21 protein-coding genes are annotated in these 23,022 nt (G+C 70.1%); 12 read left to right on the top strand and 9 right to left on the bottom strand.

Annotation, left to right across the window (positions count from 1 at the left end; all coding sequences use genetic code 11):
• Position 1: 1 nt before the first annotated feature.
• Complete coding sequence (locus LWF15_RS12895) at positions 2-1,588, bottom strand: ABC transporter substrate-binding protein (protein WP_232810778.1); 1,587 nt, start codon at positions 1,586-1,588, stop codon at positions 2-4.
• A 237-nt stretch (positions 1,589-1,825) separates the two neighbouring features.
• Between LWF15_RS12895 and LWF15_RS12890 the strand changes: the two genes are divergently transcribed.
• From LWF15_RS12890 to LWF15_RS12855, 8 genes are all read left to right on the top strand, one after another.
• Positions 1,826-2,491, top strand: coding sequence for a TetR/AcrR family transcriptional regulator (locus tag LWF15_RS12890; protein WP_232810776.1), 666 nt, complete (start codon positions 1,826-1,828; stop codon positions 2,489-2,491).
• Positions 2,492-2,495: 4 nt separating this feature from the next.
• The gene (locus tag LWF15_RS12885; RefSeq protein WP_232810774.1) at positions 2,496-3,248 is read left to right on the top strand and encodes a glucose 1-dehydrogenase; all 753 of its coding nucleotides are present in this window, start codon (positions 2,496-2,498) and stop codon (positions 3,246-3,248) included.
• A 68-nt stretch (positions 3,249-3,316) separates the two neighbouring features.
• Entirely contained in the window at positions 3,317-4,084 is a 768-nt protein-coding gene (locus tag LWF15_RS12880) for an ABC transporter ATP-binding protein (RefSeq protein ID WP_232810772.1), read from the top strand.
• Positions 4,081-4,794 (top strand): ABC transporter ATP-binding protein, encoded by a 714-nt coding sequence (locus LWF15_RS12875; RefSeq protein WP_232810770.1) that lies wholly within the window; start codon positions 4,081-4,083, stop codon positions 4,792-4,794. Before LWF15_RS12880 ends, LWF15_RS12875 begins: the two co-directional genes overlap by 4 nt.
• Positions 4,794-5,666: a branched-chain amino acid ABC transporter permease gene (locus tag LWF15_RS12870; RefSeq protein WP_232810768.1), complete on the top strand. Its 873-nt coding sequence runs from the start codon at positions 4,794-4,796 to the stop codon at positions 5,664-5,666. Before LWF15_RS12875 ends, LWF15_RS12870 begins: the two co-directional genes overlap by 1 nt.
• Positions 5,663-6,778, top strand: a complete 1,116-nt coding sequence (locus tag LWF15_RS12865) for a branched-chain amino acid ABC transporter permease (protein ID WP_232810766.1) — start codon at positions 5,663-5,665, stop codon at positions 6,776-6,778. The genes LWF15_RS12870 and LWF15_RS12865 overlap by 4 nt, the downstream gene beginning before the upstream one ends.
• A gap of 2 nt (positions 6,779-6,780) precedes the next feature.
• The gene (locus LWF15_RS12860; RefSeq protein WP_232810764.1) at positions 6,781-8,079 is read left to right on the top strand and encodes an ABC transporter substrate-binding protein; all 1,299 of its coding nucleotides are present in this window, start codon (positions 6,781-6,783) and stop codon (positions 8,077-8,079) included.
• 98 nt (positions 8,080-8,177) lie between these two features.
• Complete coding sequence (locus tag LWF15_RS12855) at positions 8,178-10,619, top strand: HNH endonuclease signature motif containing protein (protein ID WP_232810762.1); 2,442 nt, start codon at positions 8,178-8,180, stop codon at positions 10,617-10,619.
• On the opposite strand, the gene LWF15_RS12850 is transcribed toward LWF15_RS12855, so the two are convergent.
• From LWF15_RS12850 to LWF15_RS12830, 5 genes are all read right to left on the bottom strand, one after another.
• Positions 10,620-12,212 carry a long-chain-fatty-acid--CoA ligase gene (locus tag LWF15_RS12850; RefSeq protein WP_232810760.1) on the bottom strand — a complete coding sequence of 531 codons (1,593 nt, stop codon included), beginning with the start codon at positions 12,210-12,212 and terminating at the stop codon, positions 10,620-10,622.
• A gap of 74 nt (positions 12,213-12,286) precedes the next feature.
• Positions 12,287-13,501 (bottom strand): acyl-CoA dehydrogenase family protein, encoded by a 1,215-nt coding sequence (locus LWF15_RS12845; protein ID WP_232810759.1) that lies wholly within the window; start codon positions 13,499-13,501, stop codon positions 12,287-12,289.
• Positions 13,502-13,510: 9 nt separating this feature from the next.
• A complete protein-coding gene (locus LWF15_RS12840) occupies positions 13,511-14,590 on the bottom strand; it encodes a phosphotransferase family protein (RefSeq protein ID WP_232810757.1) in 1,080 nt (359 codons plus the stop codon).
• A 211-nt stretch (positions 14,591-14,801) separates the two neighbouring features.
• Positions 14,802-15,245, bottom strand: a complete 444-nt coding sequence (locus LWF15_RS12835) for an acyl-CoA thioesterase (RefSeq protein WP_232810755.1) — start codon at positions 15,243-15,245, stop codon at positions 14,802-14,804.
• Positions 15,242-15,928 carry a QsdR family transcriptional regulator gene (locus LWF15_RS12830; RefSeq protein ID WP_232810753.1) on the bottom strand — a complete coding sequence of 229 codons (687 nt, stop codon included), beginning with the start codon at positions 15,926-15,928 and terminating at the stop codon, positions 15,242-15,244. Before LWF15_RS12830 ends, LWF15_RS12835 begins: the two co-directional genes overlap by 4 nt.
• Positions 15,929-16,015: 87 nt before the next feature.
• Here LWF15_RS12830 and LWF15_RS12825 point away from each other — a divergent pair, with 87 nt between their 5' ends.
• The gene (locus LWF15_RS12825; protein ID WP_232810752.1) at positions 16,016-17,254 is read left to right on the top strand and encodes an acyl-CoA dehydrogenase family protein; all 1,239 of its coding nucleotides are present in this window, start codon (positions 16,016-16,018) and stop codon (positions 17,252-17,254) included.
• 33 nt (positions 17,255-17,287) lie between these two features.
• Positions 17,288-18,511, top strand: a complete 1,224-nt coding sequence (locus LWF15_RS12820; RefSeq protein WP_232810742.1) for an acetyl-CoA C-acetyltransferase — start codon at positions 17,288-17,290, stop codon at positions 18,509-18,511.
• Between the two features lie 21 nt (positions 18,512-18,532).
• Here the strand turns inward: LWF15_RS12820 and LWF15_RS12815 are convergent, their stop codons facing one another.
• Complete coding sequence (locus tag LWF15_RS12815) at positions 18,533-18,991, bottom strand: MaoC family dehydratase (RefSeq protein ID WP_232810741.1); 459 nt, start codon at positions 18,989-18,991, stop codon at positions 18,533-18,535.
• Complete coding sequence (gene fabG, locus LWF15_RS12810) at positions 18,988-19,785, bottom strand: 3-oxoacyl-ACP reductase FabG (protein WP_232810739.1); 798 nt, start codon at positions 19,783-19,785, stop codon at positions 18,988-18,990. Before fabG ends, LWF15_RS12815 begins: the two co-directional genes overlap by 4 nt.
• Positions 19,786-20,000: 215 nt before the next feature.
• Between fabG and LWF15_RS12805 the strand changes: the two genes are divergently transcribed.
• The gene (locus LWF15_RS12805) at positions 20,001-21,323 is read left to right on the top strand and encodes a mechanosensitive ion channel family protein (protein ID WP_232810737.1); all 1,323 of its coding nucleotides are present in this window, start codon (positions 20,001-20,003) and stop codon (positions 21,321-21,323) included.
• 131 nt (positions 21,324-21,454) lie between these two features.
• Positions 21,455-22,303: a calcium-binding protein gene (locus LWF15_RS12800; protein ID WP_232810736.1), complete on the top strand. Its 849-nt coding sequence runs from the start codon at positions 21,455-21,457 to the stop codon at positions 22,301-22,303.
• Between the two features lie 51 nt (positions 22,304-22,354).
• Here LWF15_RS12800 and LWF15_RS12795 read toward each other — a convergent pair whose 3' ends face one another.
• The gene (locus LWF15_RS12795) at positions 22,355-22,999 is read right to left on the bottom strand and encodes a thymidine kinase (RefSeq protein WP_232810735.1); all 645 of its coding nucleotides are present in this window, start codon (positions 22,997-22,999) and stop codon (positions 22,355-22,357) included.
• Positions 23,000-23,022 lie beyond the last annotated feature (23 nt).

Here is a 23,022-nt window from a genome sequence, read left to right as displayed (position 1 = left end):
GTCAGGAACCCGCGGGGGTCAGGAGCTGCAGCTGCAGGTAGCCGGTGATCACCGGGTTGTACGACTTCTCGACACCGCCGATGCCCGACTGGAACACCGCCGTGCCAAGGCTCTTGGCGGCCGAGTACCAGTAGGCCGACTCGCTGACCTTCGCCGCGACCTCACCGTAGAGTTTCTCGTCGTCGGTCTCCGCAGCCTCGGCCAGCAGCTGCGCAACCCCGGGCACCTCGGCCCCGAAGAGGTCCAGACCGCCGTCGGGGGTGTAGAAGACGGTGCCCCAGGCGTCGGGGTGGGCAGTGTCGGGGAAGCCGGAGAAGAAGGCGATGTCCGGCCCGTCGGCGCCCTTCTCCAGAGCCGGGAAGAACGTACCGCTGGCGTATCCGGTGCTCTCGGCCTTGACCCCGGCCTCGTTCAGGCCGGCGGTGAGGTTGTCGCACAACGACTGGCCGGAGGCGCTGCTCTCCGGGTAGCCGCAGGAAATCGTTCCGCCGGAGAGCTTTCCCTCGGCCAGGTCGGGCAGGGCACCCGGCACCGGCTGGATCTTCTGCTGGTTGAGCTCGGCCGGGATCAGGTTTTCGGGAAACACCTGGGTGGTGGGGGCGCCGGTGTCGCCGAGCGCCTTCTGGGCCAGGGAGGGGAAGTCGATGCCGGCCATGAACGCCTTGCGGGTGGCGTCGTCGCTCAGCTCGGGGCTCTTCGGGTTCACGAACAGGGTGGGCGTCTGCATGCTCGGGAAGGTGTACCCGGTCAGGTTCTCCTTGCTCTCCAGGGAGGCGTAGGAGGCACTGTCGGTGTAGCCGATCAGGCCGTCCACCTCGCCCTTCTCGAGCTGGAGCTGCACCGTGGACAGGTTCGAGGCGACGGCGAAGTCGACGTTCGCGTAACCCGGCTCCTCACCCCAGTAGTCGGCGTACTCCTTCAGGCCGTAGGACACGCCGGGCTCGAAAGCGCTGTAGCTGTAGGGGCCGGTGCCGGCGTCGTTGGTGGCGAACCAGTTGTCCTCCTCACCGGTCCACGGGTGTTCCTTCAGCGCGGCCGGGCTGATCATCTTCGGCCCGAACGGTGAGGCGAGCAGGTCGAGGAAGGACGCGTTGGGGCTGGAGAGCCTGACCGTCACCTCGTTCTCGCCGGAGCTGGTCACGCTCTCGACGCCCTTGACCATGTAGGCGGGCCCGGCGTCGACCGCGAGACGGCGGTCGAACGAGGCCTTGACCGCGTCGGCGGTGAAGGGGGTGCCGTCGTGGAAGGTGACGCCCTCGCGCAGGGTGAAGGTGAACTCGGTGTTGTCGTCACTGGCCGTCCACTCGGTGGCCAGCCGGCCCACGAGCTCGGGCTCCGCCTGGCCGGGCCGGTAGTCGAGCAGGCCCTCGTACGCGCTGTTGACCAGGTTCAGTTCGTAGCCGTCGTAGGCGCTGTCCGGGTCGGGGGTGGAGATGCCACCGAGGAACGCCAGGCGGAGCGTGTCCTCCCCGCCGGCGGTGGTGCCGGTGTCGGCCCCCGGGGTGCTGCCGCTGCAGGCAGACAGGCCCAGGACCAGAGCAGCGAGGCCGGCGGACAGGGAGATCGTGGTGCGCGAGCGCTGAGGCATGGGCGGACGCTTTCTCGGGGACGGCCGGGGCCCCTATTAGCTATCGGGCGATAGTTACGCATGACGGCCGCCGCCGTTACCTGCACGTTTCTCCACCTTGGCAGACGAGCGTGACCCACATCACCCAGCCTCTCCCCCGCTGGGCGCCCGCTGCCGTCATGTACCGTCAAACCGCCCGGTCGGTTCGGCGAGACCGGGTGTTGTTCGAGATCCGCACCGATGAAGGACGAAGACCCGATGAGACAGACCAGCGTCGTGGACGACGTGATGCGGGCGGCCCTGGAGCTGTTCGCCGACCAGGGTTACGCCAACACCTCGGTGCAGCAACTGGTGGAGACCGCGGGCGTCACCAAAGGCGCTCTCTACCACTACTTCCAGTCGAAGGACGATCTGCTCTTCGCGATCTACGAGCGGATCCTGTCGGTGCAGACCGAGCACCTGCAGGCGATCGTGGACCGGGGCGCCGGGGTGCACCAGACCCTGCGTGAGGTCTGCGTCGACGTCGTCGAGACCTCTGTGGACTTCCTGCTCGAGGGCACCGTGTTCTTCCGCAGCCAGCACATGCTCTCGGCTCCCCGGCAGGCCGAGGTGACCCGGCGCCGGCGTGCCTATCACGACGTCTTCACCGGCCTGCTGACCCGCGGGCAGGACGAGGGGCTCTACCGCACCGACATCCCGGTCACCGTGATGGCTGCCCACTTCTTCTCCGACCTGCACTACCTCTCGTCCTGGTACTCACCGGCGGGCCCGGAGGACAAGACCACCCTGGCCGAGCAGCTCACCGACATGTTCCTGGTCTCGATCGCCGCCTCGTCCCAGCACCCCGCACCCAAGCCGTCCTCACAAACGTCCTCAAGATCGTCGCGGAACCAGAAGGCCAAGCCCCCCAACCCACAGGAGTGACCCCATGAGCCCCCAGCCCGACGTCAGCTACTCCCTGGAAGGAAGGGTGGCCCTGGTCAGCGGGGGCGCCCGCGGCCTGGGGGCGGCCTTCGTGCGCGGCCTGCACAATCAGGGCGCCACCGTCCTGATCGGCGACCTGCTCGAGGACGAGGGCCGCGCCCTGGCCGAAGAGCTCGGCGACCGGGCCCGTTTCGTGCCCCTCGACGTGACCAGCGAACCGGACTGGGCCGCCGCCACCGAGGCCGCCACCGGGCTCGGCGGCCTGCATGTCCTGGTCAACAACGCGGGCATCGCCAACGCCGGGCGGATCGAGAAGTACGAACGCCCGCAGTGGGACTCGGTGATCGCGGTCAACCTGACCGGCGTCTACCTGGGCGTGCGGGCCGCCGTGGCGCCGATGAAGGCCGGCGGGGGCGGGTCGATCGTCAACATCTCCTCGGTACAGGGCATGCGGGGCGGCGCCGCCCTTCACGGCTACACCGCCTCCAAGTGGGGCGTGCGCGGGCTGACCAAGTCGCTCGCGGTGGAGCTGGGGCCGGACCGGATCCGGGTGAACTCGGTGCACCCGGGGTTTGTCGAGACCGACATGACGGTGCACCTGGACGCGCAGCGCCAGATCATCCCCCTGGGCCGCACCGCCCGGCCGGACGATCTCGTCGGCGCGGTGGTGTTCCTGGCCGGGGACGCCTCGGCCTACGTCACCGGCACCGAGCTGGTGGTCGACGGCGGCATGATCGCGGGCGTTCCGCTTCGTTAGGTAAAAGACATACCGTCTGGTCGGTTTAGGTCGTACTCTGGCCTCACCCCCGACTCGATGAGGTGTCGATGGCCACGTATGACGCGGCGCGTGCACAACCTGGCGGTTCCCCACCCGGCGCCTCGGCGGTGCCCCGGTTAAGGGTGCAAGGGCTCGGCGTACGGTTCGGCGGTCTCGACGCCCTGGTCGACGTCGGCCTGGAGGTCGCCGACGGCGAGGTGGTGGGTCTGATCGGCCCCAACGGGGCTGGTAAGACCACCCTTTTCAACGCCGTGTGCGCCTTGGTCAAGCCCCGGACGGGCACGGTCGAGGTGGCCGGGGCACCGGCACCCGGCCGCCCCCACGAACTGCCCGACGTGGGCATCGCCCGCACTCTGCAGGGCCTGGGCGTACTGCCCGACCTCAGCGTGCTGGAGAACGTCCTGGTGTCGGTGCTGCGCCGACCCGACCGCGACGAACGGGCCGCGGTGGCGCTGAAGCGGGTCGGGCTGACCCACCGGGCCGGCGACCCGGTGGGAGCCCTGCCCTATCCCGAGCAGAAGCGCGTCGCCCTGGCCCGGGCCCTGGCCACCCGCCCCAGGCTGTTGCTGCTCGACGAACCGGCCGGCGGCCTGGGCCCGGTCGATGTGCTCGACCTGGGCACCACGATCCGCGACGTCGCCGCCGACGGCTGCGCAGTGCTGCTGGTCGAGCATCACGTCGACTTCGTGATGGGCGTCTGCGACCGGGTGGTGGTGCTCGACTTCGGCCGGGTGATCGCCACCGGCCGGCCCGACGAGGTGCGCCGCGACCCGGCCGTCGAGGAGGCCTACCTCGGCATCAAGGTGGCCCGATGAGCGCGGCCCTCGAAGTGCGCGGCTTGACCGCCGGTTACGGCGCCGGCCCGGTGCTGCACGATGTCAGTCTGCAGGTGCCCGACGGCCAGGTGGTGACCCTGCTGGGGGCCAACGGCGCCGGGAAGACCACCCTTCTCAGGGCCATCTCGGGGCTCCTGCCGACCAGCGGTTCGGTACTCCTGCGCGGAGAAGACCTGACCGGAGTGGCACCTGAACAACGGGTCCGGCGCGGCCTGGCCCACGTGCCCGAAGGACGGGGGGTGATCACCGAGCTCACCGTCGAGGAGAACCTGCGCCTGGGCGGTCTCTGGCGCCATGGCCGGACCGCACTGCGAGCCCGGATCGATGCCGAGTACGAACGCTTCGAACCCCTGGCCCGCCGCCGCCGTTCCCTGGGCCACCAGCTCTCCGGAGGCGAGCGGCAGATGCTCGCCCTGGCCCGGGCCCTGGTCTCCACCCCGGACGTGCTCCTTCTCGACGAGCCCTCGCTCGGCCTCGCCCCGCAGATCGTGCACTCGATCATGCAGACCCTGCGCGACCGGTGCGACGAGACCGGCCTGACCGTCCTGCTCGCCGAACAGAACGCTGCCAGCGCGCTTTCCATCGCCGACCGGGGTCTCGTCCTGCACCTGGGCCGGATCCGCACCGACGCGCCGGCCGACGCCCTGGCCCGCGACGCCGTCCTCCGACACGCCTACTTGGGGTACTGATGGAACGCTTCGTCTTCCTGCTGACCGCCGGGGTGGCCGACGGCGTGGTGTTCGCCCTGTTCGCCCTCTCCCTGGTGCTGATCTGGCGCTCCACCCGGATCATCAACTTCGCCGCCGCCGCGATGGCCGTGGCCGCCTGCTACCTCGCCCTCGCCGTGACCAACCTGACCGGCAGCTACTGGGTCGGCCTGATCACCGCCGTGCTGGCCGGGGCGGCCTTCGGCTGGGCGGTGGAACGAGGCATCATGCAGGCCGCCCACAATCCGCTCTCGGGCGTCATCCTGGCCATCGGCACCGTGATGGTGCTGCAGGCCCTCACCGGCATCATCGCCGGCCCTCGATACCGGCCTGTGTCCATACCTTTCGACGACCGCCCGCTCACCGTGGGAGGAGTGTCCACGCTGTCCCCCTACGACCTGTTCACCATCACCGTCGCGGTCGCCCTGATGGCCGGGTTGCGCCTGTTGTTCGCCCGCACCTCCCTGGGCCTGCAGATGCGTGCGGCCGCCTTCGCCCCCGAGATGTCCCGGCTGCTGGGAGTTCAGGCGGCCCGGATGCGCACGATCGGCTGGGTACTGGCGGCCTCGGTCGGCGCGCCGGCGGTCATGCTGGCCGTGCCGGGCGAACTCGGACTGCACCCGCACGCGGGTGACACCCTGTTCGTCAGCGCCTTCGCCGTCGCCGTGATCGGTGGTCTGGACTCCTCCGAGGGAGCCGTGATCGGCGGCCTGCTCGTCGGCATCCTGATCAGTCTGGTCACCGGCTACCTGGGCGCCGGGGTGGCCCCGCTCGGCGTACTGGCCCTGCTGGTCCTGGTTCTCCTGGTCAGACCGGCCGGCCTGTTCGCCTCGGTGAAGGCGAGGCAGGTGTGAACCGCCCACCCGCCCGGCCCGACCTGCGGCGCATCCTCCTGTTCACGGTCGGCGGCCTGGTCGCCGCCGTCGCCGGCACCTTCCTGCTCGACCCCTACCGCAACTACCTGCTCGCCCTGGTCGCCGCCCACCTGTGCGCGATCGCCGGGCTGAGCCTGCTGATCGGGCGCACCGGCCAGCTGTCACTGGGGCACGCCGCCCTGATGGCCTCCGGCGGCTACGGTTACGCGCTGACGGTGAACGCGGGCGACGCCGCCCTGCCGACCGCCCTGCAGCCGGTCGTAGGCCTGATCGCCGCGGTACTCACCGCAACAGTCGTGGGTCTCCTGCTGGGCCTGGCCGGGGCGCGCCTGCACGGCCCCTACCTGGCCGGGCTCACCCTCGCCGTGGTGATGGCCCTTCCGGCACTGACCACCAAAGTCTCGGCCCTGGGCGGTGACCAGGGACTGATGGTGCCCTTCCAGTCGGTACCCGAGGCCCTGGACGCACTGATCGCCCTGGAGCAGTGGCAGGCCTGGGTAGCCCTGGCCGTGCTCGCCGTCGTGCTGGCCGTACTCGTCTTCGTCGACAGCGGCCCGACCGGCGTACGGATGCGGGCGGTCAAGGACGACGAGGTGGCCGCTTCCTTGGCCGGAATCCGTCCCGAGCGCACCAAGGTGCTGGCCTTCGTGCTCTCGGCCGGGGCCGCCGGAGCGGGCGGCGCGGTCCTCTGCTTCGTCGACTCCGGCGTCCGGCCGGGCGGTTACGGGGTCACCCTCTCGCTGCTCCTGGTGGTGGGCGTGGTCGTCGGGGGCACCGGCCGCCTCGCCGGGGCCGCCATCGGTGCTGCCCTCGTGGTGCTGCTGCCCTGGCTGATCGGGCTCGCCACGTCCCAGTTCGCGCTGCCCGCCGACGTGGCGCAGCGGTTGGACGGCAACCTCGCCGTCCTGGTGTTCGGCCTGCTCCTGATCTGTCTCACCGTGCTCGCCCCGGGCGGGGCGCTCGGCCTGCTGTCCCACGTCCGGATCCGGTCCCGCCCCGATGCAACCCCGCCCCCCTCCCCGCCCCCACCGTCCGTACAAACGTCCTCACAAACGTCCGTAAAAACGTCCCCTCAACCGTCAAAGGACTGACAATGACGTCGCTCTCCCGACCCAGCGTGCGCCGCCCGGCCGCGTTCCTGATCGCCACTGCTCTGCTCGGCGCCGGACTGGCCGCCTGCAGCACCCCCGAGGACGAGGACTCCGGAACCGCGACCAGTCCCGGGGTCAGCGAGACCTCCGTCAAGATCGGCACCCATACCCCGCTCACCGGGCCGGCCGCGGCCGGCTACTCCTCGATCTCCAAGGCCGCCTCGGCGTACTTCTCCTACCTGAACGACAAGGGTGGCGTGAACGGCCGCAAGATCGAGTACGTGGTCCGCGACGACGGCTACAACCCGGCCACCACCTCCACCGTGGTCCGTGAACTGGTCCAGCAGGACAAGGTCTTCGCGATCGTGAACGGCCTCGGCACCCCCACCCACTCGGCCGTGGTCGACTACCTGGCCCAGCAGAAGGTGCCCGACCTGTTCGTGGCCTCCGGGGCGAGCCTGTGGAACCAGCCGGACAAGCTGCCCCAGACCTTCGGTTTCAACGTCGACTACGTGCGCGAGGGCAAGATCCTGGCGCACTACCTGAAGGAGGAGAACCCCGACGCCAAGTTCTGCGTCCTGCGCCAGGACGACGACTTCGGCGCGGACCTCACCAAGGGGATCACCCAGGTGCTCGGCGAGCTCACCGCCGAGGAGGAGTACGCCGTCTCCAACGAGTCGCTGACCGCCCAGATCGGTGCCCTGCAGGCGGCCGGCTGCACGGTGAACATGCTGGCCACGGTGAACGGCTTCACCGCGCTGGCGCTCGGCACCGCGGCCCAGATGGGATACCGCGCCTCGTGGGCCACCTCGTCCTCCGGCGGCGACTACCCGACGCTGGTGGAATACCTGGGTGAGGACGTCGGCCCGCAACTGCTGGAGGGACTGGTCGCGGCGAACTACCTGCCCTTCAACGCCGACGACGAGTGGGTGAAGCTGTTCCAGCAGATCAACACCGAGTACAACTCCGACGCCCCGTTCACCGGCAACACCATCTACGGGATGTCGGTGGCCTACACCTTCGCCGAGGCGCTGAGCCGCGCCGGTGAGAACCCCACCCGCGAGGGCGTCATCGAGGCACTGAACTCCGGTGCGGTGAAGTCGAACGGGATCGTCCCGGCGACGTTCTCGGCGACCAACCACGACGCCTTCGGCGGCGCCGGGATCACCGTGGTGAGCAAGGGAGTCCAGGCCTACCTCGACGGTCAGGTCTTCACCACCGACACCGAGACCGGCCCCGTCGAGCCGTTCACCGGGTCGGCCGTCCCGCTCAGCGGCGAAGGAATTCCTTCCGCCTCCTGAGCCGGTCTGCTCCTTGTTCAAGACTGTCGGTGGCTTGGTCTAGCTTTGTCTCATTGGAGTTGAGACGGCGAAAATCATTGCCACCGGGGGGTGTTGATGTGAGCAGACTGAGCGAGGGGACGTTTCTGGTCGGCAAGACTGTCATCGCACCTCGAACGGTGGTCACGCCCCAGCCGGCTGGTCCGGCTGGGGCGAGCCCTTCAGCCCACGCGGTCGCCGAGGCAGCCACCTTCCCCACGCAGGTCGCGATCGACCTCGGCAGCATCGATCTGACCGGTCTGGACGACACGTCATTGGCAGAGACGGTGCTGGAGTGCGAGCGCCTGATGCGGCAGGCCGCGGCCATCCAGGTCGAGGCGGTGACGCTGATGACCGCTCAGACCACCCCGGCCCGCCGTGGGCAGCGCCGCGGCCGTAAGGATCCAGCCGGCCAGGAGAGTCAGGACGGTCAGGACAGCCCAGAGAGTCCCGAGAGTCCCGAGAGTCCAGACAGCGATTCTCCGTCCCAGATCGGTTCTTCCACGCTGGTCGCCGCGCGACTGGCCCCCGAGCTCACGGTCTCCCCGCAGTGGGCGAACAGCTTGGTCAGGTCCGCCTGCGAACTGGCCACCAATCTGCCCCACGTGCTGACCCTGCTGCGTGACGGCCGGCTGGACTGGGCCCGAGCCCGGCTGATCAGCAACAGGATGCACCATCCCCGCGCGGGCCTGGAATGGTTCGGCCCGCGTTGCCCCCAGTGGGCCGTTCTCCAGGCCGCACTGGTCGACCAGTCGCCCTCCCTCACCTACCCGGCCCTGGAAAAGCTGATCGACCGCTTCTTCCTGAGCCTGATGCCGAAGGATGCCAACGCCGCTCACGCCCGCGCCAAGGCCGACCGGCGGATCTGGGGGCAGGTACTGCCCGACGGCATGGCCGCGCTCGGAGCGATTCTGAGCGCCGACGTCGTACAACTGATCGAGGGCGTCCTGGACGCCATGGCCGACGCCTGCCGCGACGCTGCCCTGGCAGAGGGCACACCTGATCCCCGCACCCACGAACAACGACGCGCAGATGCCTTGGCCGCCATCTTCCGTGCCCTGGCCGAGGGGATCGACGTACCCCTGGCCCAGGACCCCCGTCAGTACGTTCGCGAAGACCACGACTACGACACCCGCGAGCCCCGGGCGGCACGGACCCCTGACGCCGGCGCTCCGCGCACTGCCACCGAACCCGACGCCGCGGGGGCTAAGAGCTCGGCCACACCAGCAGACTCAAGCACCAGCACCCCGGCAGCAACGTCATCAACAGATCCGCAGCCCGAGCAGGGCACTGCAGACGCGGCAGAGACCGACTGCCCACCCTGCCGTCAGGACGAACCTGCAACTGCGGGCGATAGCCTCGGCCGTGCCCCTGATGAAGGCAACGCCGAGGCTGAAGCAACGGCGGAGGCTGAGGCGCACGAGTACACCCAGTTCGGGCTACAGCCACTCCCTGCAGGGCACATCCCTGCCTTCTGGAAGCTGCCCACGCTCCCCCGCCGCAGGGGCCGAGGCCCACACCTCGTCGTCACCATTTCCGACGCTACGCTCCTGGGCCTGAACGACACCCCAGGCCTCCTCCAGGGCTACGGGGCCATCGCAGCCGACTACGCCCGCCAACTGGCAGCCATGGCCGGCAGCATCACCCTGCTCCCCGCATCTCCCATCCCCCCGGGCAGCTTCCCACCCGCCGGATGCCCGGAGGGCAACGATCACGCCTCACCCGAGGCCAATCGCTACCGCCTCAGTTCAGCCGTGATCCGCCAGATCGTCTCCCGCCACCAGCACTGCACCTACCCTGGCTGCCCCCAGCCTTCCAGCAGATGCGATCTCGATCATGTGAGACCTTTTGACCAGGGCGGGTATTCGTGCACCTGCAACATGAGGCCGGCCTGCCGCCGGCACCACCGCCTGAAGACCTTCGGAGGGTGGCAAGCCCGCCTGACCCGCCCCGACGAGCCTTACCCCTACGGCACCATCATCTGGACCACGCCGGACGGAACCAGCCACAACAGCGCACCACCCTGCCTACCCGGAATGAAGGGCTGGACTCTGCCACCTGTCCCCTCGACGAAACCCCGTCAAGGAAGCAGAACTACCGGCGCCGCTCAGGGACCGACGCCCAACCCACCCAACCCGTCCGGCCCCGATTCCGACGCGGCGCGGGCAACGACGTCCGCCGCAAGAGTGCCCAGGCCTGCCTCGCCCAGATCCGCCTCACGTGGGTCAACTGCGCCGTCCGCGGCCAGTCCAAGCGCCGCAGCATCGGCGGCAACTGACTCCAGCTCCGACACCGCCAGCTACCAAGACACCTACCGAGACACCCACCAAGACACCCTGCCCGCCAACACCCGCACGTCCCGCCGAACCCGCCGCTGGCAGCAGAGGCTCGACCGCCAAGCCGTCCATGACCTACGCCGCATGCTGAACCTGCGCAGTCTCCCGTCCCTACCCCGCCCGCCGCACGCCCCCCGGGGCGAAAGCACCAGCCAGCACCCCGGGGACGGCGAACCACCCTTCTGATCAGACGTTGCCCGCCGTTGCCTGCTCAGCAACCAGTTCCCGCTTGAGCAGCTTGCCGCTGGCGCCGGTGGGCAGCGACTCCCGCACGTGCACCACCCTCGGATACTTGTAGGCCGCCACCCGCTCCCGTACGAACTCCAGAAGTTCCTGGCCGGGCAGCGACTTTCCGGGCGCCAGCACCACTGCCGCGTGCACTTCCTGGCCGTGCACGGCATCCGGTACCCCGAAGACAGCGGCCTGAGCGACGTCCGGGTGGCGCAGGATCACGTCCTCCACCTCACGCGGGTACACGTTGTACCCGTTGCGCACGATCATGTCCTTCTTCCGGTCGACGATGGTGACGACGCCGTCCTCACCCTTCGTCCCCAGGTCGCCGGTGCGGAACCAGCCGTCCACCATGACCGCCGCGGTCGCCTCGGGATTGCCCAGGTACCCCTTGAACAGGTTGTGCCCACGCACAACGATCTCGCCGAGCTGGCCGGCGTCCAGAAAGACGATCGCGTCGTCCACCGCCGGGTCCACGATCTCCACGTCGACACCCCACAGCGCCCGGCCGACGGTCCCCGGCCGGGGCGGCTCGCCCACGTAGTTGAACGACACCGTGGGAGAGGTCTCGGTCAGGCCGTAGCCCTCGTGCACCGCCGCGCCGAACGTCTTCTCGAACGCCTCGAGCAGGGGCACCGGCAACGCGGCCCCACCGGAAACCGCGTACTTGAGCGGCGGAACGCCCTCAGCACGCGTCGCCGCCTGCACCAGCCCCAGGAACATCGTGGGTACGGCAGTGAAAATGGTGGCACCGTGGCGCACCATCAGACTCAGGGCCTCGTCCGGATCGAAGCGGGGCAGCAGAAGCACACAGGCCCCGCGCCGGAACCCGATGTTCAGCACCGAGGACTGGCCGAAGGTGTGGAAGAACGGCAGTCCCCCGAAGATCACGTCGTCGGAGGTGATCTCGGCGGTGTCGATCAGGGCGACGTGCACCTGCTCGACCAGGGCCAGGTGGCTGGACACGGCCCCCTTGGGCCGGCCGGTGGTACCGCTGGTGTACAGGATCGTGGCCGGCGCCAGCGGGTTCACCGATACGTAGTGGCGGATCGGCTCACTGGCGCGGGCCTCGTCCTCCAACCGGCTCGGGCCCTCCGGACCACCAGCACCCTCGGGCAGCAGCACCGTCACCACCGGCACCCCGGCCGATGTCGCCGCGGGAAGTCCGTCCGCCAGCGCGGGGGCCGCCAACACCAGCAGGGATGCACCACTGTCGCGCAACACGTGCTCGATCTCTTCGGCCTTGAACAGCAGATGCACCGGAACCACGACGGCCCCTAGCGACAGCACGGCGTAGTACACACGAGCGAAGTCCGGCACGTTAGGTATCAGCACAGCCACACGGGTTCCCGGGCCGACCCCCCGCGCAGCCAATGCCCCGGCGTAAGCGCGAGTCTGGTCCCAGAGAGCACCGTAAGCGATGGACTGCTCCCCCATCACCAGCGCCGTGCGCTCGGGGGTACGGCGGGCGGTCTCGGCCAGGATGGCGGCCACGGAGAGGGTGCCGTGCCCAGCTCCGGTCAGTGCATCGTCATGGTGCGGGTTCATCGTGGATCCCCTGTCTCGTCGCTGAGCGGGTGCCTTGCCAGTGAAAAAGCTTCAGAACAATGGACGTTTGTGCCTCAGAGAACGGGAGCCCGCCGGAACTCGGCGCGGCCCAGTGAGGACAGATGCACCTCGTCGGGTCCGTCGGCCAGGCGCAGGGCACGGGCGCCGGCCCACAGGGCCGCCAAGGGCACCTCGTCCGACACCCCGGCCGCGCCGAACACCTGGATCGCGCGGTCAAGGATCTCCTGGACGGCCCGGGGCACCGCGATCTTGATCGCCTGGATCTCGGTCATCGCGGCCTTGTTGCCGACCGTGTCCATCAGCCAGGCGGTCTTGAGCACGAGCAGGCGCAGAGCCTCGAGCTGGATCCGGGCCTCGGCCATCCACTCACGGATCACCCCTCGCTCGGCCAGGGGCCGCCCGAAGGTGGAACGCGCCGTGGCCCGCTCGCGCACCAGGTCCAGGGCCCGCTCGGCCGCCCCCAAGGACCGCATGCAGTGGTGGATGCGCCCCGGGCCGAGCCGGGCCTGGGCAATCGCGAATCCCTCACCGGCACCGCCCAGCACGGCGTCGGCCGGCACCCGGACCTCGTCGAACGCGACTTCGGCGTGGCCACCGTGGTCGCGGTCGTCGTAACCGAAAACCGTCAGCGGCCGCACGATCTGCACGCCCTCGGTCTCCCGCGGCACCAGCACCATGCTCTGCTGCCGATGCCGGGGCGCGTCCGGGTCGGTGACTCCCATGACGATCAGCAGGCGCGCGTCCGGACTCATCGCCCCCGTGGACCACCACTTGCGTCCGGTGATCACCCACTCGTCGCCCTCCCGGCGGATGCGGGTGGCGATCTGGGTGGCGTCGGAGGAGGCGACGCCGGGTTCGGTCATGCAGAACGCCGACCGGATCTCGGCCCGCAGCAACGGGTGCAGCCACCGCTCCTGCTGCGCCGGAGTTCCGAACTGAGCCAGCAGCTCCATGTTCCCGGTGTCGGGGGCCGCGCAGTTCATCGCCACCGGGGCCAACTGCGGCGAGTGTCCCGTGAGCTCGGCGATCGGCGCGTACTGCAACTGGCTGAGCCCGGCGCCGTGCGCGCCCGGCAAGAACAGGTTCCACAGCCCGGCCGCCTGCGCCTTTTCCTGCAGTTCCCGCACCACCGGAGGTGCCGACCAGCGATCCGGTTCAGCGGCGAGCTGCTGGTGCAGAACCGGTTCGGCCGGCAGGACGTGGCCGGCCAGGAAGGCCCGGGCCTGGTCGGTGAGTTCCCGGGTGCGTTCGTCCGGTGCGAAGTCCACGTGGTCTCCTCAGCTGGTGGCTGCGCCTGACAGATGGGCCAGGCCGTGCTCGGCGAGGGGTCGGGCATAGTCGCCGATGCTCTCGAAACCCCCGCCGACGGTTTCTCCGGCCTGGTGCCGGAAGTGGACCCCCTCGAGGATCACCGCCAGCTTGAAGGCGGCGAAGGCGCGGTACCAGGCAAGGTGGGCGACGTGGGTGCGCAGGATCTCGCCGTACGTGTCCAGCAGTTCCTCGAACGAGGGGTAACCGGCCGCCGGGTCGACGGCGCTGAAGGCCCGGCCCGGCACGATCGCGTTGATCTCCCAGTACAGCCCCAGCAGACCGATGTCGACCGCGGTGTCTCCCAGCGAGGACAGCTCCCAGTCGAGGATCGCGCTGATGGGCGAAGCCCCGCCGGTGGGACGGACGAGCGCATTGTCCAGACGGAAATCCCCGTGCACGAGTCCACTACGGACGGTCTCCGGAACGCCCTCCCGCAGTCGTTCCTGCAACAGGTCCAGCCGGGGCAGATCGCGCGAGCGCGAGCCGTCGTACTGCAGACCCCAACGGCGCAACTGGCGGCCCAGATAGCCCTCGGGACGGCCGAAGTCGCCCAGCCCGACGCTGTCCGGGTCGAGCCGGTGCAGTTCGGCCAGGAGCCGGACGAGTTCGAAGCTGACTTCCCGGAGCTCACCGGGCGTGTACCCCGCGTTCTGCCCCCGGTGCGTGAGCACGTGGCCCGGAACCCAGGACATCAGGAAGAACGGGGAGTCCAAGCCGGTGGAGACGTCGGCCGTGGGGTTGAGAGCGAGCGCCTGAGGTACGGGGACCGAGGTTCCGGCCAGCGCGCTGATCACCCGGTGCTCGCGGGCCATGTCGTGGGCGGTGGCCTGGACGTGCCCCAGCGGGGGCCGGCGCAGCACCATCGGCTGGGCAGCGCCTGCGATGCGATAGGTGACGTTGGAGCGACCGCCGGGCATGAGTGTGGCGGTCAGTTCACCGGGCCCGGCCAGGTCGGGATGCGCCCGGCGCAACCAGCTCTCGAACCGGGGGACGTCCAGGCCCGGGGTCGGCGGGGACGCCGCACCGGAGCGTGAGTCTTGGGTCATCCGTGTTCCTCTCGCCCAGAACCTGCGACTTCCGGCAGCATACCGCTCGGTCGGTTTGTCGTGCAGGGGTGTGGGCGACGGGTTTTTGGGGACGGGTGGTGGCAGCTTTGCGGGGACGGTCGGAGAACGAGGTGGCCGGCTTGCGCGAACTAGGGACGAGTGTGGCGGCCTGGGGCGCGTCAGCGCGCCTGAGGGGGCCTCCCGTCGAACATCAGACGAGCAGATCCCGCTCGATCGCGGCCCGCAGATCGGGCGGAATCGGCACCGGCCGACGGCTCTCGGCATCTACGAACACGTGCACGAAACGCCCGACCGCGGCCGGCTCGTCCCCCGCACCTGCCGTTTCCTCCGCACCCGGAACCCGGTGGATCTCCAGCTCCCACGTGACGCTGGAGCTACCCACCCGCCCCGCTCGCAGGCCCACCCGCATCACGTCCGGGAACGAGATCGGCGCCCGGTACTCGCAGGCCGAGGACACGCAAACCGCGATCTCGCTGCTTCCGACCGGCCGCAGACCCCCCACCGTGATCAGCCAGGTGTTGATCGTGGTGTCCATGGCCTCGTAGTAGACCGCGTTGTTCACGTGCGCGTACTGGTCGTTGTCGTTCCACCGGGTCGGGAACAGACCGTGGTAGCCGCCGGCCGGTTCACTCATCGGGCGTCTCCGGCCGGCCGCACCACGAACTCGAAGGCCGTGCGCACCCGGTCGAAGCTCGGGGTGTCTCCGGTGATCAGGTCCGCGTAGGTGTGCGACTCCGAGATCCGCACCAGCAGATAGGCCAGCTCGCCCGGGGATATCGCGGTGCCGAACGGGTGCTCCCCCAGCTCGGTCCGCACCAGGTGCTCGACCACCGCGACGTAGCGCCGCTGGATCTCGCTCTCCTGCGTGGTCAGCAGCCGCAGGGCCCGGGCCGGTTCGCGGCGCAGGAAGGTACGGAAGTACTCCGCCGAGATCAGGTCCTCGGCGAACGACGTGAGCACCGCCACCACCCGTTCGGGCCCGCGCAGCCCGGCGTGCGCCTCGTCGGCCTGGGACAACGTGGGCACGGCGAGCGACCACAGCACCTCCGACAGCAGGCTGTCCCGGTTGCCCACCCAGCGGAACAACGATGTCCGGTCGATCCCGAGGCGGGCCGCCAGACGTCCCATGTCGATGCGCTGACCAGCAATGAACGTCTCGCGGGCCAGCCGGAAGGCGGCCGCCGTGTCGGGGTGCTCACCACTGTGCAGGCGCTGCGACAGCCAGGAGGGCGCACTGGCCGCGCCGACCAGGGCCAGGGCGGTGCCGTGCGATCCGGGCAGGTCCTCGCCGGCGAATGTGGTTGCGGCGTTCGGCATGAGGGAACTGTAGACCGGGCCCCGGGTCGTGGTGCAACATTCTCGGAAGTGATGCACGAGCTCGGCCGACGACGATCGAGGGAGACCATGACCGAGACGCTTGGCGAAGTCCGGCCCGCGGGAAGTGCGGGCGATCGCCTCGACACCCCGGTTCCGGCCACACTGAAGGCCGACTTCTACAACTTCCAGGCCGACCTCAGCCCGGTGGAACAGCAGGCGGTGCTGCGGCTGCGCACCTTCCTGGAACAGCAGGTACGCCCGATCGCCGACGACTACTGGGACCGGGCCGAGTTCCCCCGCGAGATCATCCGGCCGCTGGCCGACCTGGGAATGTTCGGCCTGCAGATCCCCAGCACGGCGCGCTTCGAGAACAGCTCGGTCTTCCGGGGCTGGGCCGCGCTGGAGATGGGCCGGGTGGACGCCTCGACGGCGACGTTCGTGGGGGTCCAGAGCGGCCTGAGCATGAACTCGATCGCCCTGGGCGGCTCGCCCGAGCAGCAGCAGACCTGGCTGCCGCCGATGAGCCGGGGCGAGCTGATCGGCGCGTTCGGCCTGACCGAACCGCTGTCCGGCTCGGACTCGGCCCGAGGGCTGCGCACCACCGCCGAGCGCCGCGGTGACACCTGGGTGTTGGACGGCGCCAAGCGCTGGATCGGCAACGCCACGTTCGCGGACGTCGTGGTGATCTGGGCCCGTGACGTGGCCGACCAGCAGGTCAAGGGCTTCCTGGTGCGGCGCGGCACGCCCGGCTTCAGCACGTCCAAGATCCAGGGCAAGCAGTCGCTGCGGATCGTGCAGAACGCCGACATCGTGCTGCAGGGCGTGGAGGTTGACGAGGCCGACCGGCTCCCCGAGATCCGGTCCTTCGAGGACGTCGCCACCGTGCTGCGGCTGACCCGGGCCGGGGTGGCCTGGCAGTCGGTCGGGGTCGCGATCGGCGCCTACGAGGCGGCCCTGCGCTACGTCGGCGAGCGTGAGCAGTTCGGCAAGCCGATCGCCTCGTACCAGCTCGTCCAGGACCGGCTGGCCCAGTGCCTGGGCAACATCACCGCCTGCATCGCCCTGTGCGTGCAGGTGTCGCGGATGGAGGACGAGGACCGGCAGAGCCACGCCCACGCCGCCCTGGCCAAGTCGTACGCGACCAGCCGGATGCGCGAGGTGGTGGCCTGGTGCCGGGAACTGCTCGGCGGCAACGGGATCACCCTGGCCGGCGGGGTGGCCCGTTACTTCGGCGACGCCGAGGCGCTGTACTCGCTGGAGGGCACCCGGGACATGAGCAACCTGATCGTGGGCCGGGACATCACCGGCGTCTCCGCGTTCGTCTGAACTCACCGACCACTGCAGAAGAAGGAGGATCCGATGGCTGAGGCCTACATCGTCGCCACCGCCCGGTCGCCGATCGGGCGGGCCCACAAGGGCTCGCTGAAGGGGGTGCGGGCCGACGACCTGGCCGCCGACATGGTCCGGGCCGCGCTGGCCAAGGTGCCGGGGCTCGATCCGGGCCGGGTCGAGGACCTGATGCTCGGCTGCGGCATGCCCGGCGGCGAGCAGGGCATGAACCAGGCGCGGGTGGTCGCGGTCCTGGCCGGGCTGGACGACGTGCCCGGCACCACGGTCAACCGGTACTGCTCCTCCAGCCTGCAGACCACGCGGATGGCACTGCACGCGATCCGGGCCGGCGAGGGCGACGTGTTCATCTCGGCCGGGGTCGAGTCGGTCAGCCGGATGCAACGCGGCAGCAGCGACTACATCCCCGGCGAGGACCTCACCAACCCGCGCTTCGCCGACGCCGTCGCCCGCAGTGCCCGCGCGGCCGAGGGCGGCACCACCTGGCACGACCCGCGCGAAGACGGTGAACTGCCCGACATCTACATCTCGATGGGGCAGACGGCCGAGAACGTGGCGCAGCTGACCGGGGTCTCCCGCGAGGAGCAGGACGCCTACGCCGCGCTCAGCCAGGGCCGGGCCGAGGCGGCGATCGCCAGTGGGTTCTGGGCCCGGGACATCACCCCGGTCACGTTGCCCGACGGCACCGTGGTGGCGGCCGACGACTGCCCGCGCCCGGGCACCACGGCGGAGACCCTGGCCGGGCTGGAGCCGCGGTTCCGGCCGGACGGCACGGTGACGGCGGGCAACGCGTGCCCGCTCAACGACGGCGCCGCGGCCCTGGTGATCGCCAGCGACCGGGCGGTGGAGGAGTTCGACCTGACCCCGCTGGCCCGGATCGTCTCCACCGCCGTCACAGCCTTGTCGCCGGAGATCATGGGCCTCGGGCCGGTCGAGGCCAGCCGCCGGGCGCTCACCCGGGCCGGCCTGACCATCGGCGACATCGACCTGGTGGAGCTGAACGAGGCCTTCGCCGCGCAGGTGCTGCCCTCGGCCAAGGAGATCGGGGCCGACCTCGACAAGGTCAACGTGCACGGCGGGGCGATCGCGGTCGGCCACCCGTTCGGCATGACCGGCGCCCGGATCACCACCACGCTGGTGCACGGTCTCCAGGAACGTGACGGCACGTTCGGCCTGGAGACGATGTGCGTGGGCGGCGGTCAGGGCATGGCCATGGTGCTCGAACGGGTGAGCTGACCGCCACCTGCGCCGGGAGGTTCAGGGCGAGGGCACGACCAGCGAGATCGACCGGGCCACGATGGCCGGCCGGTCACCGCCCTCGACCTGGACCTCCACGTCGGACGTCAGACGGGTTCCGCGGGAGCCCGGTTCGGCCGAGACGATGGTGGTGTGGGCCCGCACCCGGGATCCCACGCTCACCGGCGTCACGAAACGCACCCGGTCCAGACCGTAGTTGACGATCATGGACACGCCCTTCACCTCGACCAGGCCGGCCACCAGCCGGGGCAGCAGCGAGAGGGTCAGGTAGCCGTGGGCCACGGTCGCGCCGAACGGCCCGGCCGCCGCCTGCACCGGATCGGTGTGGATCCACTGATGGTCTTCCGTCACCTCGGCGAACCGGTCGATCCGGTCCTGCTCGACGGCGAACCACTCCCCGGTGGCCGAACGCCCCACCGCCTCCGGAAGCTGCTCGGGAGAAGCGATCTCGATGCTCATGTGCGGGGACCGCCTGCCACGTAGAGAACCTGACCGGAGACGAAAGATGCGTCCGGAGAACAGAAGAAGGCGACCGCGGCGGCCACGTCCTCGGGCCGGCCGCTGCGGCGGACCGGGATCTGCGCGGCCGTGGCGGCGGCGAACTCCTCGAACGCCACGCCCACCCGAGCCGCGGTGGCCCGGGTCATCTCCGTCTCGATGAAGCCCGGCGCGACCGCGTTGGCGGTGACCCCGAACGGCCCCAGCTCGATCGCCAGCGTCTTGGTGAAACCCTGCAGCCCGGCCTTGGCCGCCGCGTAGTTGGCCTGCCCGCGGTTGCCCAGGGCCGAGGTGCTGGACAGGTTCACCACCCGCCCCCAGCGGGCGGCGACCTGGTGCTTCTGCACCGCCCGGCTCATCAGGAAGGCGCCCCGCAGGTGAACCCCGATCACGTCGTCCCAGTCGCCGGCCGCCATCTTGAACAGCAGGTTGTCCCGCAGGATCCCGGCGTTGTTGACCAGGACCGTGGGCGCGCCCAGTTCGTCGGCGACCCGCTGAACGACCTGCGCCACAGCATCTTCCGCGGAGACGTCGGCGCCCACGGCGATCGCCCGGCCGCCCGCCGCGGTGATCGCCTCGACCGTGCCCTTGGCCTGGGCCTCGTCGAGGTCGACGACGGCGACGTGGTGCCCGTCGGCCGCGAGCCGCTGGGCCGTGGCCGCGCCGATCCCGCGGGCGGCGCCGGTGACGATGGCCACGCGGGTCTCCGGCGGGACGGCGACGGACGGGGTGGTCGCGCTGGATTCAGTGCTCACCAGTGGATCCTCTCGGCATTGAGGAGAACTACAACCGACCGGTCGGTATGAACGAAATCTAGCTCATTCGAGCAGTTTCCGGAAGCGTAACGCCGGACCCACCTCGTCCGAACGGCCAGTGACCGACGAGTACGGCATAACCGGCCGCCACAATTCGTTGGACGACTTCGGCGACGGCGCCAGCTCCTGTCCCTCCCCTTCCCGAAAGGAACCCCGTGCTCTCCGCAACATCCGTCGTGTCCGACGCCGCCCGACCCGGCCCGGACACAACGGCCAGCGCCGACCCTGCCCAACTGTGGAACGAGGTGTCCGACGCCGCCCAGGACGGCCCGGACGCCCTGACCCGCCTTCTGCTCGACATCGGTGACACCGCAGCGCATCTCGCCCTCAAGGCCGTACTCGTGGTGGCCGGCCTGCTGGTGGCCCGGCTGGTCCTGCACCGTCTGATCGACTCGGTGGCCGACAAGATCGCCACCAGTGCCTGGTCCGGACGCTGGGACGCACTGACCATCTGGCCCGGGCAGCGCGCCTGGCCGCGGCTGTTCCCGCGCACCCGGCGCCGCAGCGAGTCGCACATCGACGAAATGGCCCGGCGCGCCACCGAACTGAACGAACGCCGGCGCCAGCGGGCCAAGGCGATCGCCTCGCTCCTGGCCCACCTCACCTCGGCCGCACTGGTGGTGGCCGGGGTACTGATCTTCGTCTCCGGCACCGGGCTCTCCCGGGCCGGGGTGTTCACCGCCGGGCTGCTCGGCGTGATCGCGGCGGTGAGCGTGCAGGGGCTGGCCAAGGACATCGTGGCCGGGCTCTTCGTCCTGGTCGAGGACACCTACGGGATCGGCGACTACGTGGACACCACGTTCGGCGCGGCCGGGGTGGTGGAGGAGATCGGGCTGCGGACCACCCGGCTGCGGGGCAAGGACGGCACGATCTGGCACGTGCGCCACAGCGAGGTGGCCCGCCTCGGCAACCGCACCCAGGCCCAGACCCACCTGACGCTGGACATCCGGGCCGGCTTCCCGGACTCCCCCGAGTCCGCCCTGCCGCCCACCGCGGCCGGCCGGCTGGCCGCGGCCGAGCGGGTGGTGCGGATGAGCCTGGACCGGCTCGACCGTGACCTGGCCTCGGCGGCCGGCGAGAACCCGATCGACCGCGGCGAGGTGCCCGGCACCCTGGTCGAGATCCTGCCGGTGCTGGTACCCCGCGCACCCCGCAAGGCGCTGGCCGCCCTGGCCGCCGCCACCTCCAGCGCCGACCTGGTCGACACCCAGCCGCTCGCCCTGGCCCCGGGCACGCTCGACGACCTGGAGCGACTCGGCGACATGCTCGAGGACGCGCAGGTGCCGGTGCTCACCCGCACGGTGCTGAACGGCCTGATCAACGCGGGCGACGACCACGTGGTGCTGCGGGTCACCGGCCGGGTGGCCGACACCTCGCTGGAGCAGGCCCTGGCGGTGCTGCGGCGCCGGCTGTACCTCGACCTGAACACCGCGGGTTTCACCGCCTCGTTCAGCGTCCCGAAGGCCGAGGAACTGTAGACAGCCCGGGAGCCCGCTGCCTGCGAATCCTGCGAATGTGACGAATTCGTACTTTTTCTATTTCAATCACGCAAAGGGGATTCCCTCTGGCAACGTCAGTCACGTCATCCCTGACCTTCGGAGGAATCTGCATGACTCTGCGCCGTAACCGCGTGTCCGCTCTCGTCGGCACCGCATCGATGCTCGCTGTCGGCTTCTCCCCGCTGCTGCTCACCGGGACGGCCCACGCCGCCGACGCCAACTCCGTGGTCTGGGCGTCCGACAAGGGCTTCACCTACGACGGGAACATGGGTATCAACAACCAGCTCGACCTGACCCTGTCCGAGACCGAGGAGAAGTTCGTCTTCACGGCCGACGACAGCGTCCCGATCGTCGCCTACGACGACTGCACCCACCCGGACAGCGCCGACCTGACCAAGGTGGTCTGCGAGATCCCGAAGACCGCCCCGGTCGCCGAGGTGCGGCTCGGCAACGGCGCCGACCGGGTGACCTACACGAACACGACCGGGGCCGCCAACTTCACCGAGATCAACCTCGGCGTGGGTAACGACGTCTACGTCACCGGCAGGCCCGAGGCGAACGACGCGGTCGTCTACGGTGGCGAGGCGAACGACGACATCACCCTCGGCACCAACGGGATCGCCTACGGCGACCACGGTTACGACACGATCAACCTGGTCGGCGGGACGGCCAAGGCCTACGGCGGCGACCACAACGACCAGATCAACGGCGGCGGCGGCAACGACGAGCTGTACGGCGACGCCGGCGACGACATCATCTACGGCAACGACGGTGACGACAGCATCACCGGCGGCACCGGCAACGACGAGCTGTACGGCGGCCGGCACAACGACACGCTGTACGGCAACAGCGGCGACGACACGATCTTCGGCAACAGCGGGGACGACTACATCTCCGGCGGCGCCGGCCTCGACACGATCTCCGGCGGGGCGGGCAACAACACCATCGTCGACATCTGAGTGATCTGAACCCGGCAGCCCCGGGCGGCGGCGACTCCTGGAGTCAGGAGGTCAGACCGTCGTCCGGGGCTCTCTCAGGTCCAGACTGGCTGACGTGGCGACCGTCTGCCGGCGCATGTGGTGCCGGCGGCAGAGCACCTCGTAGGCGACCGCACCGGTGGCCCCGGCGCTCACGTCGCCCACCACCACCTGCTGACCGGCCACCACCATCACCCCGTCGACGGTGCGGGCGTTGTGCGTGGCCCGGGCCCCGCACCAGCACAGGGCCTCGGCCTGCGAACCCACGATCCGGTCGGCCAGTTCCACGAAGCGGGCGGACGCCGGGAACAGCCGGGTCCGGAAGTCCGACATCAGCCCGAACGCGAACACGTCCACCCCGTGGTCGTCGACCAGCAGGGCGAGCTGCTCGACGTGCTCGGGCGTGTAGAAGTGCGCCTCGTCACAGACCACGTAGTCGACCGGGTGCCCGGCGCCGATCCGGGCGGTGACCAGGGCGTGCAGATCGGTCTCGTCGTGCACCTCGTTGGCCGCCCGGGAGAGCCCGATGCGGCTGGAGATCACCGCCTCGCCGGAACGGTCGAACCGGGAGAACAGCAGGCCCTGACGGCCGCGGATGCGGTGGTTGTGGTCGGTCTGGAGCGCCACGGTCGACTTGCCGCAGTCCATGGTCCCGGAGAAGAAGACGAGTTCTGGCACCCCGGTATCTTGCCAGTTGCCCG

Origin of the sequence: Kineosporia rhizophila, from assembly GCF_021277265.1 — a bacterium.
In the GTDB taxonomy this organism is placed as follows: Bacteria; Actinomycetota; Actinomycetes; order Actinomycetales; family Kineosporiaceae; genus Kineosporia; species Kineosporia rhizophila.
The sequence above is the reverse complement of the archived record's forward strand: the minus strand, read 5'-3'. Positions and strand labels throughout refer to the sequence as shown.

What these genes read in the sequence shown, in the direction of transcription:
- LWF15_RS12895 (WP_232810778.1), bottom strand. Translation starts at nt 1,588, where the DNA reads ATGCCTCAGCGCTCGCGCACCACGATCTCCCTGTCCGCCGGCCTCGCT.
- LWF15_RS12890 (WP_232810776.1), top strand. Translation starts at nt 1,826, where the DNA reads ATGAGACAGACCAGCGTCGTGGACGACGTGATGCGGGCGGCCCTGGAG.
- LWF15_RS12885 (WP_232810774.1), top strand. Translation starts at nt 2,496, where the DNA reads ATGAGCCCCCAGCCCGACGTCAGCTACTCCCTGGAAGGAAGGGTGGCC.
- LWF15_RS12880 (WP_232810772.1), top strand. Translation starts at nt 3,317, where the DNA reads ATGGCCACGTATGACGCGGCGCGTGCACAACCTGGCGGTTCCCCACCC.
- LWF15_RS12875 (WP_232810770.1), top strand. Translation starts at nt 4,081, where the DNA reads ATGAGCGCGGCCCTCGAAGTGCGCGGCTTGACCGCCGGTTACGGCGCC.
- LWF15_RS12870 (WP_232810768.1), top strand. Translation starts at nt 4,794, where the DNA reads ATGGAACGCTTCGTCTTCCTGCTGACCGCCGGGGTGGCCGACGGCGTG.
- LWF15_RS12860 (WP_232810764.1), top strand. Translation starts at nt 6,781, where the DNA reads ATGACGTCGCTCTCCCGACCCAGCGTGCGCCGCCCGGCCGCGTTCCTG.
- LWF15_RS12850 (WP_232810760.1), bottom strand. Translation starts at nt 12,212, where the DNA reads ATGAACCCGCACCATGACGATGCACTGACCGGAGCTGGGCACGGCACC.
- LWF15_RS12840 (WP_232810757.1), bottom strand. Translation starts at nt 14,590, where the DNA reads ATGACCCAAGACTCACGCTCCGGTGCGGCGTCCCCGCCGACCCCGGGC.
- LWF15_RS12835 (WP_232810755.1), bottom strand. Translation starts at nt 15,245, where the DNA reads ATGAGTGAACCGGCCGGCGGCTACCACGGTCTGTTCCCGACCCGGTGG.
- LWF15_RS12830 (WP_232810753.1), bottom strand. Translation starts at nt 15,928, where the DNA reads ATGCCGAACGCCGCAACCACATTCGCCGGCGAGGACCTGCCCGGATCG.
- LWF15_RS12825 (WP_232810752.1), top strand. Translation starts at nt 16,016, where the DNA reads ATGACCGAGACGCTTGGCGAAGTCCGGCCCGCGGGAAGTGCGGGCGAT.
- LWF15_RS12820 (WP_232810742.1), top strand. Translation starts at nt 17,288, where the DNA reads ATGGCTGAGGCCTACATCGTCGCCACCGCCCGGTCGCCGATCGGGCGG.
- LWF15_RS12815 (WP_232810741.1), bottom strand. Translation starts at nt 18,991, where the DNA reads ATGAGCATCGAGATCGCTTCTCCCGAGCAGCTTCCGGAGGCGGTGGGG.
- LWF15_RS12800 (WP_232810736.1), top strand. Translation starts at nt 21,455, where the DNA reads ATGACTCTGCGCCGTAACCGCGTGTCCGCTCTCGTCGGCACCGCATCG.